This window comes from Burkholderia sp. KCJ3K979 (assembly GCF_016759955.1).
GTDB lineage: Bacteria > Pseudomonadota > Gammaproteobacteria > Burkholderiales > Burkholderiaceae > Burkholderia > Burkholderia orbicola.
This window is the reverse complement of the sequence record NZ_JACFYV010000031.1, coordinates 1-16,975: the sequence shown is the minus strand read 5'-3', so window position 1 is coordinate 16,975 and position 16,975 is coordinate 1. Positions and strand designations below refer to the sequence as shown.

Here is a 16,975-nt window from a genome sequence, read left to right as displayed (position 1 = left end):
ACCCCTGTGATACATTTCAACGTCAATCTGCAAAACTACCATATCGCCGCCCGTCCGCCGCATGTCCGACCGTCAGGAATCCGCCGTAGCTGCGCCCGAAGCGGGACCTCCGAAGCACGATCATCCGGTCCTGCGTCGCGTGTTCAGGGTGACGCTGGCAGTCGGGATCGGCACCTACTTCATCGCGTCCGGCGCCTTCCTCGGGCTGCGCTACGTAGTGCTGCCCCGCATCGACGAATTCCGCCCGCGCATCGAGCGCGCCGTGTCCGACAAGCTCCACGCCCAACTTTCGATCGGCAAGCTTTCCCCGAACTGGTCCGGCATGCAGCCGGGCGTCGAACTCACGAACCTGACGATTCGCGGCCGTGACGGCAAGGTCGCGCTGTCGGTGCCGCACGCGACGGCCGCGCTGTCGTGGATGTCGCTGCTGCGGCTGTCGCCCGCGCTGTCGAGCCTGATCGTCGACCAGCCCGATCTCGTGGTCGCGCGGGCGGCCGACGGCTCGCTGAGCGTCGCGGGCGTCGGCGTCGCCACCACCCACGGCGGCAACGACACGTTCGGCACCTGGCTGCTGAAACAGGAGGCGATCGTGCTGCGCGGCGGCACGCTGCGCTGGCGCGATGCGCAGCACGCCGCGCCGGAGCTCGTGCTGTCCGGCATCCGGATCGCGGTGCTCAACGACGGCCGCGTGCACAAGGCCGCGCTGCAGGCGCCCGCGAACGGCACGCTGCTGCTCGGCCCGCTCGATTTCCGCGCGCGCTTCAAGCACAAACCGCTCGCGCCGATCGGCAAGCCGGCGAACTGGACCGGCGACGCCTACCTGTCGACCGGCCCCGTCGACCTGCAGACGCTCACGCGCTATCTCGACGTGCCGCTCACGATCCATGCGGGCCGGATCGACAACGCGATCTGGGCGACCTTCGGCGACGGCCACCTGCGCTCGGCGGGCGGCGACCTGCAAGGCGCCGACGTCGCGCTGCGCGTGCGCCCGACGCAGCCTCGGCTCGACGTGCCGACGGTCGGCTTCGGCTGGGACATGGTGCTCGATGCGGGGCACGACTACACGCTGCACCTGACCCGCTTCAATGCGGAGCTCGGCCAGCCGCCGCTGCCGGACGGCACGCCGCTCGCCCGCTCGCTCGCGCTGTCGACGCTGACGGCGCGCTACCGCGTGCCGACCGCGAACCAGGGGCAACTGCTCAGCGTGGTCGGCGACCGCGTCGATCTCGGCATCCTCAGCGAATTCATCCGCGGGCTGCCGCTGCCGGCGCGCCTGCGCAACGAGCTGATCAAGATCGACCCGCGCGGGATGGTGTCGAACTATCACATCGAGGTCGAGCGCGCGAAACCCGCGCATGCCGATCTCGCCGACGAGGAGCGGCGCATGGGCGCCGCGCCGATCGTCCGCTACCGCTTCCTCGGCGATCTGCAAGGCATCAGCTTCGCCGCGCAGGAGCCGCCGCCCGGGCTCTCGCCGCGCGGTCACCCGCGCGCCGGCTGGCCGGGCGTCGAGAACCTGTGGGGCCGCGTCGATGCAAACGAGACGGGCGGCTCCGCACATATCGACACCGTCAAAGCGGCGGTCACCGTGCCCGGCGAATTCGACGAGCCGCGCCTGACGTTCGACCGGTTGCGCGGCAATGCCAAATGGACGATCACGCCCGCGCCCGGCGACAAGCATGCGCGCGTCGACGTGTCGCTGCCCGACCTGCTCGTGTCGAATCCCGATGCCGAAATCGCGGTGTCGGGCTCGTACACGAACCCCGGCCACGGCCGCGGCACGCTCGACCTGCGCGCCGATTTCGCCCGCGCGTCGGTCGCGCGCATTCCGCGCTACCTGCCGACCGGGATGTCCGAGCACCTGCGCGACTATCTCGGCCACGCATTGCAAGACGGCACCGTGAGCAAGGGCGCGTCGATCGTCGCGCGCGGCCCGCTCGAGAAATTCCCGTTCGAACACGAGCCGGACGCCGGCGTGTTCCATATCGTCGCGCCGTTCACCGGCGGCCGCTTCGAGCCGACGCCGTACCCGCCGCGCAAGCTCGCGAACGGCACGCCGAGCGTCTGGCCGGCGCTCGACGGGATCGACGGCGTGTTCGAACTCGCGCAGAACAAGCTGCGTTTCGACATCGAGCGCGCGCACTACAAGCGCGTCGCGCTGACGAAGGTCGCGGGCCGCATCGACGACCTCGGCAATCCGTCGCACTCGCCGCTGATCATCGACGGCCATGCGCAGGGCCCGCTCACCGACCTGATCGACTACGCGGACAACAGCTCGCTCGGCACGATGAGCAACCATATCGGCCAGCGGATCGACGCGCAGGGCCCCGCGTCGCTCGCGCTGAAGATCACGATTCCGCAACACGTCCCTCATCCGCACACGCACGTCGAAGGCGCGCTCGCGTTCGGCGGCAACACGCTGTCGACGAGCGGCGTGCCGCCGCTGTCGGCCCTGCGCGGCAGCGTGCGCTTCACCGAGGCCGGCGCGTCGCTGCACGCGCTGTCGGGGCGCTTCCTCGGCGGCCCGGTGCGCGCGAACGGCACCTTCCGGTCGCACGGCCCGTACGCGGTGGACGTCGACGGCCGGCTCGCGCTCGACGCCGCCCGCGGCCTGAACCTGCACGGCGCGGCCGCCGCGCTGCTCGAGCACGTGGTCGGCGACGCACCGTACAAGGTCGCGGTGCGCGGCGCGCCGGGCCGCCTGCCCGACGTGAGCGCGCAATCCGACCTGACGGGCGTCGCGCTGAACTTCCCGGCGCCGTTCGCGAAACCGGCCGGCACGCCGATGCCGTTCCGCTTCACGCTGCAGCCGGCGCCGCAGGTGGACGGCAAACGCCTCGAACATGCCGACCTGACGCTCGGCCCGGTGACCGCGACCTACCTGCTCGACGCGACGCGCGGCCAGCCGCTGCGCGCGGTACGCGGCGCGATGGGCATCCACCGGATGCCCGACATGCCGCAGGACGGCGTGAGCGCGGCCGTCGACGTCGCCGAGCTGGACGCCGACGCGTGGCTCGCCCTCGCCCACACGCTGAAGCCCGACACGCCGCGCGCGCCGGAACCGCAGGCCGCACCGCGCGTCGATTTCGCGAGCTTCGCGCCGAAGCGCTTCGCGTTCCATTTCGGCACGCTGAAGCTGCTCAAGCGCAACTGGGAGAACGTGATCGTCGGCGCGTCGCACGTCGACGACCTCTGGCAGGCGAACATCGCGTCGAACCAGGTTTCGGGCTACCTGTCGTGGGCGCCGGGCGGCGGTCACAACGGCGCGGGCGTACTGAACGCGCGGCTCGCGAAGCTGGTCGTGCCGCAAAGTTCGCAGCACGACCTCGTCGGCCGCGCGATGAACCTGCCGACGCCGACCGACCGCCCGATGCCGTCGATCGACCTGATCGTCGACCAGGTCGTCGCGCGCGATCACGACATCGGCCGGCTCGTCGTCAACGCGCGCAACATCGACGAAGACGGCACGCCGGTGTGGCAGCTCGACAAGCTGGAACTGGCGAACCCGGCCGCGAAGCTCACGGCGACCGGCAACTGGCGCACCTCGCGCCGCGCGCTGGCCCGCGGCGCCGACGAAAACGACGCGCCGCGCCGCACCGTGTTCGACTTCAAGCTCGACATCGACAATGCGGGCGCGCTGCTCGACCGGGTCGGCCTGCCGCGCACGCTCGCGGACGGTCACGGCTTTGTCACGGGCAAGGTCGGCTGGCGCGGCGGCCCGACCGCGGTCGACTTCCCGTCGCTCGGCGGCCAGGTCGCGCTCGATCTCGAACACGGGAAGATCCTGAAGGTCGACCCGGGCGCGGCGAAACTGCTCGGTGTGCTGAGCCTGCAGAGCCTCGCGCGCTTCCTGACGCTGAATTTCCGCGACGTGGTCGGCAAGGGGCTACCGTTCGACAAGATCACCGGTACCGGCCGGATTTCGAACGGGATCGCGCGCACCGACGACTTCTCGATGATGACGGGCCCCGCGAACGTCACCGTGCGCGGGGCGGTCGATCTCGGCACCGAAACGCAGGACCTGCATGCGCATGTCGCGCCGAAAATCAGCGCGGGCGCCGCCGCGATCGGGGCGGCCATCATCAATCCGCTGCTCGGCGTCGGCGTGCTGGCCGCGAACTACGCGCTGTCCCAGACGCTGTCGCGCGCGTTCGCGCTCGACTACGCGATCACCGGCTCGTGGGCGCACCCGCACATCGAGCGGGTGGGAAGCGATCAGGGTAAGATGAATCACGGTCCGGCCGATGCCTCGAGCCATTGAGCGCGCATCGATCCGCGCAGCGCGCCGGGCCGCACCCCATTTATGACGCAACCGATTCCGCGATGACCGACCCCGCCCGTTCCGCCACGCCCTTCCAGGTCGCCGCGCTGCAGATGGTGAGCACGCCGGACGTCACCCGCAATCTCGCCGAAGCGCGCCGCCTGATCGCGGAAGCCGCCGGTGAAGGCGCGCAACTCGTGCTGCTGCCCGAGTACTTCTGCTTCATGGGCCACCGCGACACCGACAAGCTCGCGCTCGCCGAACCGTACCGGGACGGCCCGATCCAGCAGTTCCTCGCCGACGCCGCGCGCCGCCACGGCATCTGGGTGATCGGCGGCACGCTGCCGCTGAAGGCGCCGGAACCCGATCGCGTGCTGAACACGACGCTCGTGTTCGATCCGTCCGGCAACGAGGCCGCACGCTACGACAAGATCCACCTGTTCAACTTCGAGAAAGGCGACGAATCGTTCGACGAGGCGCGCACGATCCGCGCGGGCGACACGGTCGTCGCGTTCGATGCGCCGTTCGGGCAGGTCGGCCTGTCGGTCTGTTACGATCTCCGCTTTCCGGAGCTGTATCGCCGCATGGGTGACTGCGCGCTGATGGTCGTGCCGTCGGCGTTTACGTATACGACGGGCCGCGCGCACTGGGAAATGCTGCTGCGCGCGCGGGCCGTCGAGAACCAGTGCTACGTGCTCGCGGCCGCGCAGGGCGGCAAGCACGAGAACGGCCGGCGCACGTGGGGCCACAGCATGCTGATCGACCCGTGGGGCGAGATCGTCGCGGTGCGTGACGAGGGCGCCAGCGTCGTGCTCGGCACGCTCGATCCGCAACGCATCGCCGACGTACGCCAGAGCCTGCCCGCGTGGCGGCACCGCGTGCTGACCTGAATCCGCCGCACCGCTTGAAACGCCGTGCGGCCCACCCATCTGCCCGGCAGCACCCGACAACTTTTTGAGAATCCCGATATCCGCATGAACATCATCGAACCCGGCATCCGCAACCTCGCGCTGGCGAAGGACATCCTGCTCACGCCGTACGGCCTCGACGAAAGCCTGCTCACGCGCACGATCGCCGACATCTTCACGCATCGCGTCGACTACGCGGACCTGTATTTCCAGGCGACCCGCAGCGAAGCGTGGAGCCTCGAGGAAGGCATCGTCAAATCGGGCAGCTTCAGCATCGACCAGGGTGTCGGCGTGCGCGCGGTCGCGGGCGACCGCACCGCGTTCGCGTACTCGGACGACCTGTCGCCCGAAGCGATCGCGCAAGCCGCCGCCGCCACCAAGGCGATCGCGGCGGCCGGCGGCGGCCGCCAGAAGATCAAGGCGGCCACGTCGCTGACGGGCATTTCGGGCCGCGACCTGTACCTGCCGTCCGACCCGCTCGCATCGCTCGACGCGACGGCCAAGGTGAAGCTGCTCGAACGCATCGAGCAGATGGCGCGCGGGCGCGATCCGCGCATCACGCAGGTGATGGCCGGCCTCGCCGGCGAATACGACGTCGTACTGGTCGCGCGCAGCGACGGCGCGCTCGCGGCCGACATCCGGCCGCTGGTGCGCGTGTCGGTCACGGTGATCGCCGAGCAGAACGGCCGCCGCGAGATCGGCTCGGGCGGCGGCGGCGGCCGCTTCGACTACGGCTACTTCACCGACGAAGTCCTGTCGCGCTACGTCGACGACGCGGTGCACGCGGCGCTCGTCAACCTCGACGCCCGCCCCGCGCCGGCCGGCGCGATGACGGTCGTGCTCGGGCCGGGCTGGCCGGGCGTGCTGCTGCACGAGGCGATCGGCCACGGCCTCGAAGGCGACTTCAACCGCAAGGGTTCGTCCGCGTTCGCCGGCCGGATCGGCGAGCAGGTCGCCGCGAAGGGCGTGACGGTGGTCGACGACGGTACGCTGCCGAACCGCCGCGGCTCGCTGAACATCGACGACGAGGGCAACCCGACGCAGTGCACGACGCTGATCGAGGACGGCATCCTGAAGGGCTACATCCAGGACACGCTGAACGCGCGCCTGATGAAGATGCCGGTCACCGGCAACGCGCGGCGCGAGTCGTACGCGGCGCTGCCGATGCCGCGCATGACGAACACGTACATGCTGAACGGCGACAAGGATCCGCAGGAAATCATCGCGTCGGTGAAGAACGGCCTGTACGCGGTGAACTTCGGCGGCGGCCAGGTCGACATCACGAACGGCAAGTTCGTGTTCTCGGCGTCCGAGGCGTACATGATCGAGAACGGCAAGATCACCTACCCGGTGAAGGGCGCGACGCTGATCGGCAGCGGCCCGGAATCGCTGAAGTACGTGAGCATGATCGGCAACGACATGTCGCTCGACACGGGCGTCGGCGTATGCGGCAAGGAAGGCCAGAGCGTGCCGGTCGGCGTCGGCCAGCCGACCCTGCGGATCGACAAGATGACGGTCGGCGGTACGGCATAACCGCATCGTGGCGCAGACAATCCGCGCATTTTGAAGAAAACGCGCGGATTGTCCGCATTTTCGAGCGCCCCCGGTTGCCAGCCGCGCGGGGACCGGGTATAAATTCCGAATCAACTTTTTTGACGAGCCGAATTTCCGTCATGTCCGCCAAGTTTTACTTTTACTTTTTTTGGTATCTCAGACCGCTGGCGGATCGAGAGGGTTGATGGCGCGTAAAGCGCAACCGAAATTCCCGAAAAAACCGCCGGCGAACCCGGCGGTTTTTTTTCGCCCTTCGCCAGCCGGTCGCCGCCGCAGCCGTTCAGCAGCCCCGACCGACACCACTGAATCGCCCGAATTGATGAATCTGCCGCACGCGCACTGACCGAACGGCGCCCCGGAAAATTAGGAGAAACAGCATGCCCCCGCACAACACCGACGACGTCCGCATCCGCGAACTCAAGGAACTGACGCCGCCCGCCCACCTGATCCGCGAATTCGCGTGCTCCGAAGCCGCGTCCGAGCTGATCTACCACTCGCGCCAGTCGATGCACCGCATCCTGCACGGGATGGACGACCGGCTGATCGTGGTGATCGGGCCGTGCTCGATCCACGATACGAAGGCGGCGATCGAGTACGCGGGCCGGCTCGTGAAGGAACGCGAGCGCTTCAAGGGCGAACTGGAAATCGTGATGCGCGTCTATTTCGAGAAGCCGCGCACGACGGTCGGCTGGAAGGGGCTCATCAACGATCCGCACCTCGACAACAGCTTCAAGATCAACGAAGGGCTGCGCACCGCGCGCGAGCTGCTGCTGCAGATCAACGAAATGGGGCTGCCGGCCGCGACCGAATACCTCGACATGATCAGCCCGCAGTACATCGCCGACCTGATCTCGTGGGGCGCGATCGGCGCGCGCACGACCGAGTCGCAGGTGCACCGCGAGCTCGCATCGGGGCTGTCGTGCCCGGTCGGCTTCAAGAACGGCACCGACGGCAACGTGAAGATCGCGGTCGACGCGATCAAGGCCGCGTCGCAGCCGCACCATTTCCTGTCGGTGACCAAGGGCGGCCATTCGGCGATCGTGTCGACGGCCGGCAACGAGGACTGCCACGTGATCCTGCGCGGCGGCAAGGCGCCGAACTACGACGCGGACAGCGTGAACGCCGCATGCGCGGACATCGGCAAGGCCGGCCTCGCCGCGCGCCTGATGATCGACGCGAGCCACGCGAACAGCTCGAAGAAGCACGAGAACCAGATCCCGGTGTGCGCCGACATCGGCCGCCAGATCGCGGCCGGCGACGAACGCATCGTCGGCGTGATGATCGAGTCGCACCTCGTCGAGGGCCGCCAGGACCTGAAGGAAGGCTGTGCGCTGACCTACGGCCAGAGCATCACCGACGCGTGCATCGCGTGGGACGACAGCGTGAAGGTGCTCGAAGGCCTCGCGGAATCGGTGAAGGCGCGCCGCGTCGCGCGCGGTAGCGGGAACTGACCGATCGCCTGCGTCGCAACGAAAAAGCCCGGCTCGCGCCGGGCTTTTTATTGGCCGGAGATCGTCCGTGCGCGCATCACTCGAGCGCACCCGACCCGAAGATTTCGGTGTTCACGCGTTCCGGTGCGACGCCGAGCGCGACGAGCGCGTCGCGCTGCGCCTTCATGAACGCGACCGGCCCGCAGATGTAGTAATCGGCATCCGGCACCAGCGCGTAGTGCTTCACGCGCTCCGGCGTGAGACGCCCTTCGAGGTCGTGGTCGATGCCGGCGCGATCATTCGGACCCACCAGCTCGTACAGCACCGTACGCTTGACGTTCGCGTGTTCGCCAACGGTATCGTTCAACCAGTCGCGGAACGCGTGCACCGCGCCCGAACGGCAGGCGTGAATTAACCGCACGTCGCGCGGGCTGCCCGCGGCGATCAGCGTCGACGCCATCGACATCATCGGCGTGATGCCGACGCCGCCCGAGATCAGCACGACCGGCGTATCCACGTCGCGCTTCAGCGAGAAGTCGCCCATCGGCGCGGTCACTTCGACGATCGCGCCCTCTTCGACGCCGTCATGCATCAGCGTCGATACCTTGCCGGCCGGAATCGCTTCCGGCTTGCCGGCCTCACGCTTCACCGAGATGCGCAGCCACTTGCCGTGCGGCGCATCCGAGAGACTGTACTGGCGCGGCTGGTCGACGCCGAGATCGCCGACGAAGCGCTTCACCGTGATGTACTGGCCCGGCTCGAACGTCGGCGCCGCGCCGCCGTCGGCCGGCGTCAGGTAGAACGACGTGATCTCGTCGCTTTCACGTACCTTGCGCGCGACCCTGAACGGGCGGAAGCCGCTCCACGCGGCGTTCGCGTACAGATCGGCCTCGGCGCCGATCAGGATCTGCGCGAGCTGGCCGTACGCGACGCGCCATGCCTCGAGCGTGTCGGCATCGACCGCGTCGCCGAGCACTTCGACGATCGATGCGAGCAGGTTCTCGCCGACGATCGGGTAATGCTCGGGACGGATGTTCAGGCTGGCGTGCTTGTGCGAGATGCGCGACACCGCGCCGCCCAGCGCACCGAGGTCGTCGATGTTCGCCGCATACGCATAAACGGCCTTCGCGAGCGTCTCGGGCTGGCTGCCGGTCTTCTGGTGCGTCTGGTTGAACAGGTTCTTCAGTTCCGGATGACGCGCGAACATGCGCTGATAGAAATGCTTCGTGATCGTCGCGCCGTGCTCGGCGAGGACGGGGGCGGTGGCCTTCACACGGGCCATCTGGTCAGCGGTGAGGTGGGTCATGTTCGCTCTCCTTTAAACATGCACATAGAATACATGTTTAAAGGAGAGCGCTCGCCGGGCAAATTGTCGCAGTGCGCAAAAATGTGACGGCAGGCTAACGGACGCGCCCGCGCTCCCATAACACGTCGGTTCCGCCGTCGGCGCGGTTCAGCACGCGCGCCAGCACGAACAGCAGGTCGGACAGCCGGTTCACGTACCGCCGCGGTGCATCATTGAGCGTGTCGCCGCGCCCGAGCGCGACGATCGAGCGCTCCGCGCGGCGGCACACGGTTCGGCAGACGTGCGCGAGCGACGCCGCGCGCGAGCCGGCCGGCAGGATGAACTCCTTCAGCGGCGGCAGCGTCGCGTTGTAGTCGGCAAGCCACCGGTCGAGGCGGGCGAGATGCGTGTCGTCGAGCACCGCGTGGCCAGGAATGCACAGCTCGCCGCCAAGATCGAACAGGTCGTGCTGAATCGTGACGAGCGCCGTGCGCACGTCGTCCGGCAGGGTCTCGGCCAGCAGCACGCCGAGATTCGAGTTCAGTTCGTCGACGTCGCCGATCGCGGCGATCCGCGCGTCGTCCTTGCCGATGCGCCGTCCGTCGCCAAGGCCGGTGGTGCCGTCGTCGCCCGTGCGCGTCGCGATCTTGCTCAAGCGGTTGCCCATGCGAATGTCCTCTCGTGCGCGGCCGCCATGCGGCCCGGGTGGCTGGAACGCGATTATCGCAGCCCGCGGCGGGAGGCGCAGCGGACGTTACAGCGTAGAATGGGCCGACAGTTCGACAAGCAGTCAGGAGACATTCGTGAATCACCCTGCCCCGCCGGCCGCCACGCGCCGCCCGCTGCCCCCCGCCATGCTCGATGCGCTGCGCGCCGCCTTCGGCGAGCGCGTGTCGACCGCCGACGCGGTCCGCGCCCATCACGGCCGCGACGAATCCCCGTTCGATCCGCAACTGCCCGACGCCGTCGTGTTCGCGAGCAGCACCGACGACGTGCGCGAAGTCGTGTCGCTGTGTTCGCTCTACAGCGTGCCGCTGATCCCGTACGGCGCCGGCTCGTCGCTCGAAGGTCACCTGCTCGCGGTGCGCGGCGGCGTGTCGCTCGATTTGTCGGAAATGAACCGCGTGCTGTCGATCAACGCCGAGGACCTGACCGTGACGGTCGAGCCCGGCATCACGCGCAAGGCGCTCAACGAAGCGCTGCGCGATACCGGCCTGTTCTTCCCGATCGATCCGGGCGCCGACGCCAGCATCGGCGGGATGACGGCCACGCGTGCATCGGGCACCAACGCCGTCCGCTACGGCACGATGCGCGAGAACGTGCTCGGCCTGACCGCGGTGCTCGCGGACGGCCGCGTGGTCAAAACCGGTTCCCGCGCGCGCAAGTCGTCGGCCGGCTACGACCTCACACGCCTGTTCGTCGGGTCCGAAGGCACGCTCGGCGTGATCACCGAAATCACGCTGCGCCTGCACCCGCTGCCAGAAGCCGTGTCGGCCGCGATCTGCACGTTCCCGACGATGGGCGACGCGGTGCGCACGGTGATCGAGACGATCCAGATCGGCGTGCCGATCGCGCGCGTCGAATTCGTCGATGCGCTCGCGGTGCGCTCGATCAACCGCCACTCGAACCTGACGCTGACCGAAGCGCCGACGCTGTTCTTCGAATTCCACGGCACCGAGGCCGGCGTGAAGGAACAGGCCGAACTCGTGCAGGCGCTCGCCGGCCAGAACGCCGGCCAGGGCTTCGAATGGGCGACCCGCCCCGAGGATCGCACGCGGCTCTGGTCCGCGCGCCACAACGCGTACTTCGCGATGCTGCAGCTGAAGCCCGGCTGCCGAGCGGTGACGACCGACGTGTGCGTGCCGATCTCGCAGCTCGCCGCGTGCGTCGAGGAAACCGAGGTCGACCTGCGCGCGTCGTCGCTGCCCTGCCCGATCGTCGGCCACGTCGGCGACGGCAATTTCCACGTCGCGATCCTGATCGATCCCGACAAGCCCGAGGAACTCGCCGAAGCCGAGCACATCAACGACCGGATCGTCGAGCGCGCGCTGCGGCTGGGCGGTACCTGCACGGGCGAGCACGGCATCGGGCTGCACAAGATGCGCTTCCTGCCGAAGGAGCACGGCGACAACGCGATCGACACGATGCGCGCGATCAAGCTCGCGCTCGATCCGCGCAACCTGATGAATCCAGGCAAGATTTTCACGTGCTGACCCGGCGGCGCGAGCTCGCGCCGCACGCAGGAGACCTCATGAACGCTCCCGTCGAACTGTCGAGCGCCGCACGCGCGCAGCGTCAGCGCGAAGTCGTGCAGGCGCTGATGGCCGTACTGCCGACGCACTGCCTGCTGTACCGCGACGAGGACACCGCGCCGTACGAATGCGACGGCCTGTCCGCGTACCGCCGGCTCCCGCTCGCGGTCGCGCTGCCCGAAACGGAGTCGCAGGTGCAGCGGATCGTGCAGATCTGCCGCCGCATGGAAGTGCCGATCGTGCCGCGCGGCGCCGGCACGAGCCTGTCGGGCGGCGCGCTGCCGATCGCGCTCGGCGTCGTGCTGTCGCTCGCGCGCTTCACGCGCATCGTCGAGGTCGATCCGTACGCGCGCACGGCGACCGTGCAGCCCGGCGTGCGCAACCTCGCGATCTCGGAGGCGGCCGCGCCGTACGGCCTGTATTACGCACCCGATCCGTCGTCGCAGATCGCCTGCACGATCGGCGGCAACGTCGCGGAAAATTCCGGCGGCGTCCACTGCCTGAAATACGGTCTGACCGTGCACAACGTGATGCGCGTGCGCGCGGTGACGATCGACGGCGAGGTGGTCGAATTCGGCTCGCTCGCGCTCGACATGCCGGGCCTCGACCTGCTCGCCGTGATGATCGGCAGCGAAGGGATGTTCGCGATCGTCACCGAGGTCACGGTACGGCTGATTCCGAAGCCGCAGACCGCGCAGCTCGTGATGGCGAGCTTCGACGACGTCGTCAAGGGCGGCGAGGCGGTGGCGGCGATCATCGCGTCGGGCATCATCCCGGCCGGGCTCGAGATGATGGACAAACCCGCCACGCAAGCGGTCGAGGCGTTCACGCACGCGGGCTACGACCTCGACGCGAAGGCGATCCTGCTGTGCGAATCGGACGGCACGCCGGAAGAAGTCGCCGAGGAAATCGTCCGGATGACGGCCGTGCTGCGCGAACACGGCGCGACGCGCATCCAGGTGTCGCGCAACGAACACGAGCGGCTGCGCTTCTGGTCCGGCCGCAAGAACGCATTTCCGGCCGCCGGGCGCATTTCCGCCGATTACTACTGCATGGACGGCACCGTGCCGCGCCGCGCGATCGGCCCGCTGCTCGCACGCATCGAGCAGCTCGAAACCCGCTACGGGCTGCGCTGCATCAACGTGTTCCATGCGGGCGACGGCAACATGCATCCGCTGATCCTGTACAACGCGAACGACCCGGACGAGTTGCACCGCGCCGAGCAGTTCGGCGCGGAAATCCTCGAATGCTGCGTGGAATTCGGCGGCAGTGTGACCGGCGAGCACGGTGTCGGCATCGAAAAACTCAATTCGATGTGCGTGCAGTTCTCGCCGCAGGAGCGCGACGCGTTCTTCGCGGTCAAGCGCGCATTCGATCCGGCCGGGCTGCTGAATCCGGACAAGGGCATCCCGACCCGCGCGCGCTGCGCCGAATACGGTCGCCAGCACGTGCGCGGCGGTCTGTTGCCGCACCCCGACCTGCCGCGCTTCTGAGCGGTGCGCGCGGGTCGCGCCCCGCACCGGCGGCCGTGGTGCAGGGGTCTGCCGCGCCCGCGCGACGCGTTCGGGCGCCGGCGCCGGCAGGCCGCATCCGATACGGGGCTTAGGGATAGTCGCGATGTGGAATCGCGCCACCCCGGTACAATCGACCGAACAACGAGACGAGAAAGCAACAGGACATGGAAGAGGACGACATCGTCGCCGGATGGGCCGAGCGCATCCGCGCCGCCAGTGCCGACGGCCGGCCGCTGCGGATTCGCGGCGGCGGCACCAAGGACTGGTACGGCCAGGCGCTCGAGGGCGAAATACTCGACACGCGTGCGTTTCAGGGCATCGTGTCGTACGACCCGGCCGAACTCGTCGTCACGGTCCGCGCGGGCACGCCGCTCGCGCAGCTGGAAACCGCCCTCGCCGAGTGCGGCCAGATGCTGCCGTTCGAGCCGCCGCACTTCGGCCGCACGGCCACCGTCGGCGGCTGCGTCGCGGCCGGCCTCGCGGGCCCGCGCCGCGCCACCTGCGGCGCCCCGCGCGATTTCGTGCTCGGCACCACGCTGATGAACGGCCGCGGCGAAATGCTGCGCTTCGGCGGGCAGGTCGTGAAGAACGTCGCCGGCTACGACGTGTCGCGGCTGATGGCCGGCGCGCTCGGCACGCTCGGGCTGATGCTCGACCTGTCGATCAAGGTGCTGCCGATGCCCGTCGCCGAGGTCACGCTGAAGTTCGAGATGACCGCGACCGACGCGGTGCGCAAGCTCAACGAATGGGGCGGCCATCCGCTGCCGGTCAGCGCGAGCGCGTGGCGCAACGGCACGCTCGTGCTGCGCCTGTCGGGCGCGGAAGCCGCCGTGAAATCCGCGAAGACGCTGCTCGGCGGCGAAGTCGTCGACGCGGTCGAGGCCGAGCGCTTCTGGTCCGGCCTGCGCGAGCATACCGACCCGTTCTTCAACGGCATCCCGCCCGGCTATGCGCTGTGGCGCCTGTCGCTGCCGTCGATCACCGAACCGATGCACCTGCCCGGCACCCAGTTGATGGAATGGGGCGGCGCGCAGCGCTGGTGGATCACCGACGCCGACGCGCAAACCGTGCGCATGAGCGCGAAACAGGCCGGCGGCCATGCGACGCTGTTCCGCGCGGGCGACACCTACGACCGCAGCGCGGGCGTGTTCACGCCGCTGCCCGCGCCGATGATGAAAATCCACCGCGGGCTGAAGAGCGCGTTCGATCCCGCGCGCATCTTCAATCGCGGCCGGCTTTACCCTGAGCTCTGAGGGCTGGATGCAAACGAATCTCGCCGATTTCATCCGCAATACGCCCGACGGCGACGAGGCCGACGCGATCCTGCGCAAGTGCGTGCACTGCGGGTTCTGCACCGCGACCTGCCCGACCTATCAACTGCTCGGCGACGAACTCGACGGCCCGCGCGGCCGCATCTACCTGATCAAGCAGATGGTCGAAGGCGCACCCGTCACGCGCAGCACGCAACAGCATCTCGACCGCTGCCTCACGTGCCGCAGTTGCGAGACGACCTGCCCGTCCGGCGTCCAGTACGGCCGGCTCGTCGAGATCGGGCGCAAGCACGTCGAGGCGCAGGTGGAACGCCCCGCGCAGCAGCGGCTGATGCGCCGCGTGCTCGCGAGCGTCGTGCCGAACGCGGCGCTGTTCTCGCCGATGATGCGGCTCGGCCAGCACGTGCGGCCGCTGCTGCCGAAGCGGCTGCGCGACAAGGTGCCGCCGCGCACGCGACTGCTCGAATGGCCGCACCGCACGCATCCGCGCAAGATGCTGATGCTCGGCGGCTGCGTGCAGCCGTCGATGCTGCCGAACATCAACATCGCGACCGCGCGCGTGCTCGACGCGCTCGGCATCGAGACGGTCGTCGCGCCCGACGCGGGCTGCTGCGGCGCGATCCGCCTGCACCTGAACTATCACGACGAAGCGCTCGACGATGCGCGCCGCAACATCGACGCGTGGTGGCCCCACGTCGAACAGGGCGTCGAGGCGATCGTGATGAACGCGTCGGGCTGCGGCGCGACGGTGCTCGAATACGCGCACCTGCTGCGCGACGATCCGGCCTACGCGGAGAAGGCGCAGCGCATCGTGTCGCTGACGCGCGACGTCTCCGACGTGCTGCTCGCGTTCGAGGCCGAACTCGCGACGATCGCGCGGCGCCGCGCGATCCATACGGTCGCCTATCACCCGCCGTGCACGCTGCAGCACGGCCAGCAGTCGCGCGGCAAGGTCGAGCGCCTGCTGGAGACGCTCGGCATCGACGTGCGGCTGCCGGCCGACAGCCACCTGTGCTGCGGCTCGGCCGGGACCTACTCGCTGACGCAGCCGTCGCTGTCGTACCGGTTGCGCAAGCAGAAGCTGCTGAAGCTGCAGGCGCTCGAGCCGCAGATGATCGTGTCCGGCAACATCGGCTGCATCGCGCATCTGCAGAGCGGCACGCAGGTGCCGGTCGCCCACTGGGTCCAGCTCGTCGAGCATTTGCTGTACGGCTAGGCCTCGTCCCGGCGCGCAACGGGTGGACGGGCGCACGCGCGGCGTCCGTATAATGAACGGGTCGATGCGCCGCGTGTCGCGGCGCATCGGCTTCATGCCCGCTTCCGTGCTGCTTCCGTGCCTGCTTTCGTGCCCGTCATGTCCGATCTCGCCGCCCGCCTCGCCTCCGTTCACCGCCGCATCGCCGACGCCGCCCGCGCGGCCGGCCGCGATCCCGCCACCGTCTCGCTGCTCGCCGTGTCGAAGACGTTCCCGGCCGACGACGTACGCGCCGCGCATGCGGCCGGGCAGCATGCGTTCGGCGAGAACTACGTGCAGGAGTCGATCGACAAGATCGACGCGCTCGCCGACCTGCGCGCGAGCCTCGAATGGCATTTCATCGGCCCGCTGCAATCGAACAAGACGCGCCCCGTCGCCGAGCGCTTCGACTGGGTCCATTCGGTCGACCGGCTGAAGATCGCGCAGCGCCTGTCGGAACAGCGCCCCGCGCACCTGCCGCCGCTCAACGTGTGCGTGCAGGTCAACATCAGCGGCGAGGCGTCGAAGAGCGGCGTCGCGCCGGCCGACGTGGCCGAGGTCGCGCGGGCGGTCGCCGCGCTGCCGTCGCTGCGGCTGCGCGGCCTGATGGCGATTCCCGAACCGGCCGACGACACCGACGCGCAACGCGCGCCGCATCGCGCACTGCGCGCGTTGTTCGACACGTTGCGCGCCGACGGCCTGCCGCTCGACACGCTGTCGATGGGCATGTCCGCCGATCTCGACGCGGCCGTGCTCGAAGGCGCGACGATCGTGCGCGTCGGCACCGCGATCTTCGGCGCGCGCGATTACGCGCACTGAATGCCGCGCCCTTTTCCGCCTTTCCGTTCACTCACTCGCTCATTCCCGACATCATGAAAATCGCATTCATCGGCGGCGGCAACATGGCCGCGGCCCTGATCGGCGGCCTGATCAAGCGCGGCGTCGCCGCGGACGGCCTGTACGCCATCGACGTCAACGAAGACGTCCGCGCGCGCGCCGCGCAGCAGTTCGGCATCCGCACCGGCGCGGCCGTCGACGCGACGCTCGCCGATTACGACGCGATCGTGCTCGCGGTGAAGCCGCAGGTGCTGCACGAGGTCGCGCAGGCGCTCGCGCCGCACCTGAAGTCGCAACTCGTGATCAGCATCGCGGCCGGCATCCGCGGCACGGATCTCGCCCGCTGGCTCGGCGGCTACGCGCGCGTCGTGCGCACGATGCCGAACACGCCCGCGCTGGTCGGCATGGGCGTGACGGGCCTGGCCGCGC

Annotated in this window: 12 protein-coding genes; 10 read left to right on the top strand and 2 right to left on the bottom strand. The window is 69.1% G+C overall.

The annotated features are described in order from the left end of the window. Positions 1-61: 61 nt before the first annotated feature. The 4 genes from H3O04_RS10130 (at position 62) to aroG (ending at position 8,174) form a co-directional block, all read left to right on the top strand. Positions 62-4,261: a YhdP family phospholipid transporter gene (locus H3O04_RS10130; protein ID WP_202587612.1), complete on the top strand. Its 4,200-nt coding sequence runs from the start codon at positions 62-64 to the stop codon at positions 4,259-4,261. A 62-nt stretch (positions 4,262-4,323) separates the two neighbouring features. Then, positions 4,324-5,151, top strand: a complete 828-nt coding sequence (locus H3O04_RS10125) for a carbon-nitrogen hydrolase family protein (protein WP_012327936.1) — start codon at positions 4,324-4,326, stop codon at positions 5,149-5,151. Between the two features lie 84 nt (positions 5,152-5,235). Beyond that, on the top strand, positions 5,236-6,702 hold the full coding sequence (tldD, locus tag H3O04_RS10120; protein ID WP_059791796.1) for a metalloprotease TldD: 1,467 nt from the start codon (positions 5,236-5,238) through the stop codon (positions 6,700-6,702). A gap of 398 nt (positions 6,703-7,100) precedes the next feature. Next, a complete protein-coding gene (aroG, locus tag H3O04_RS10115; RefSeq protein WP_006476851.1) occupies positions 7,101-8,174 on the top strand; it encodes a 3-deoxy-7-phosphoheptulonate synthase AroG in 1,074 nt (357 codons plus the stop codon). A gap of 76 nt (positions 8,175-8,250) precedes the next feature. Here the strand turns inward: aroG and hmpA are convergent, their stop codons facing one another. Then, positions 8,251-9,459 carry an NO-inducible flavohemoprotein gene (gene hmpA, locus H3O04_RS10110; protein ID WP_202587611.1) on the bottom strand — a complete coding sequence of 403 codons (1,209 nt, stop codon included), beginning with the start codon at positions 9,457-9,459 and terminating at the stop codon, positions 8,251-8,253. Positions 9,460-9,553: 94 nt separating this feature from the next. Further along, positions 9,554-10,105, bottom strand: coding sequence for a cob(I)yrinic acid a,c-diamide adenosyltransferase (locus H3O04_RS10105; RefSeq protein ID WP_011544630.1), 552 nt, complete (start codon positions 10,103-10,105; stop codon positions 9,554-9,556). A 136-nt stretch (positions 10,106-10,241) separates the two neighbouring features. Here H3O04_RS10105 and H3O04_RS10100 point away from each other — a divergent pair, with 136 nt between their 5' ends. The 6 genes from H3O04_RS10100 to H3O04_RS10075 form a co-directional block, all read left to right on the top strand. Further along, positions 10,242-11,651, top strand: coding sequence for an FAD-linked oxidase C-terminal domain-containing protein (locus H3O04_RS10100; protein ID WP_202587610.1), 1,410 nt, complete (start codon positions 10,242-10,244; stop codon positions 11,649-11,651). 38 nt (positions 11,652-11,689) lie between these two features. Further along, complete coding sequence (locus H3O04_RS10095) at positions 11,690-13,183, top strand: FAD-linked oxidase C-terminal domain-containing protein (RefSeq protein WP_006497501.1); 1,494 nt, start codon at positions 11,690-11,692, stop codon at positions 13,181-13,183. Between the two features lie 185 nt (positions 13,184-13,368). Then, on the top strand, positions 13,369-14,457 hold the full coding sequence (gene glcE, locus H3O04_RS10090) for a glycolate oxidase subunit GlcE (protein WP_006476858.1): 1,089 nt from the start codon (positions 13,369-13,371) through the stop codon (positions 14,455-14,457). 7 nt (positions 14,458-14,464) lie between these two features. Beyond that, a complete protein-coding gene (gene glcF, locus H3O04_RS10085) occupies positions 14,465-15,691 on the top strand; it encodes a glycolate oxidase subunit GlcF (protein ID WP_006476859.1) in 1,227 nt (408 codons plus the stop codon). A 138-nt stretch (positions 15,692-15,829) separates the two neighbouring features. Beyond that, on the top strand, positions 15,830-16,528 hold the full coding sequence (locus tag H3O04_RS10080; RefSeq protein WP_012327932.1) for a YggS family pyridoxal phosphate-dependent enzyme: 699 nt from the start codon (positions 15,830-15,832) through the stop codon (positions 16,526-16,528). A 53-nt stretch (positions 16,529-16,581) separates the two neighbouring features. Beyond that, positions 16,582-16,975, top strand: a 394-nt coding sequence (locus H3O04_RS10075) for a pyrroline-5-carboxylate reductase family protein (RefSeq protein WP_202587609.1), incomplete at its 3' end; no start/stop codon positions are given.

What these genes read in the sequence shown, in the direction of transcription:
- H3O04_RS10130 (WP_202587612.1), top strand. Translation starts at nt 62, where the DNA reads ATGTCCGACCGTCAGGAATCCGCCGTAGCTGCGCCCGAAGCGGGACCT.
- H3O04_RS10125 (WP_012327936.1), top strand. Translation starts at nt 4,324, where the DNA reads ATGACCGACCCCGCCCGTTCCGCCACGCCCTTCCAGGTCGCCGCGCTG.
- tldD (WP_059791796.1), top strand. Translation starts at nt 5,236, where the DNA reads ATGAACATCATCGAACCCGGCATCCGCAACCTCGCGCTGGCGAAGGAC.
- aroG (WP_006476851.1), top strand. Translation starts at nt 7,101, where the DNA reads ATGCCCCCGCACAACACCGACGACGTCCGCATCCGCGAACTCAAGGAA.
- hmpA (WP_202587611.1), bottom strand. Translation starts at nt 9,459, where the DNA reads ATGACCCACCTCACCGCTGACCAGATGGCCCGTGTGAAGGCCACCGCC.
- H3O04_RS10105 (WP_011544630.1), bottom strand. Translation starts at nt 10,105, where the DNA reads ATGGGCAACCGCTTGAGCAAGATCGCGACGCGCACGGGCGACGACGGC.
- H3O04_RS10095 (WP_006497501.1), top strand. Translation starts at nt 11,690, where the DNA reads ATGAACGCTCCCGTCGAACTGTCGAGCGCCGCACGCGCGCAGCGTCAG.
- glcE (WP_006476858.1), top strand. Translation starts at nt 13,369, where the DNA reads ATGGAAGAGGACGACATCGTCGCCGGATGGGCCGAGCGCATCCGCGCC.
- glcF (WP_006476859.1), top strand. Translation starts at nt 14,465, where the DNA reads ATGCAAACGAATCTCGCCGATTTCATCCGCAATACGCCCGACGGCGAC.
- H3O04_RS10080 (WP_012327932.1), top strand. Translation starts at nt 15,830, where the DNA reads ATGTCCGATCTCGCCGCCCGCCTCGCCTCCGTTCACCGCCGCATCGCC.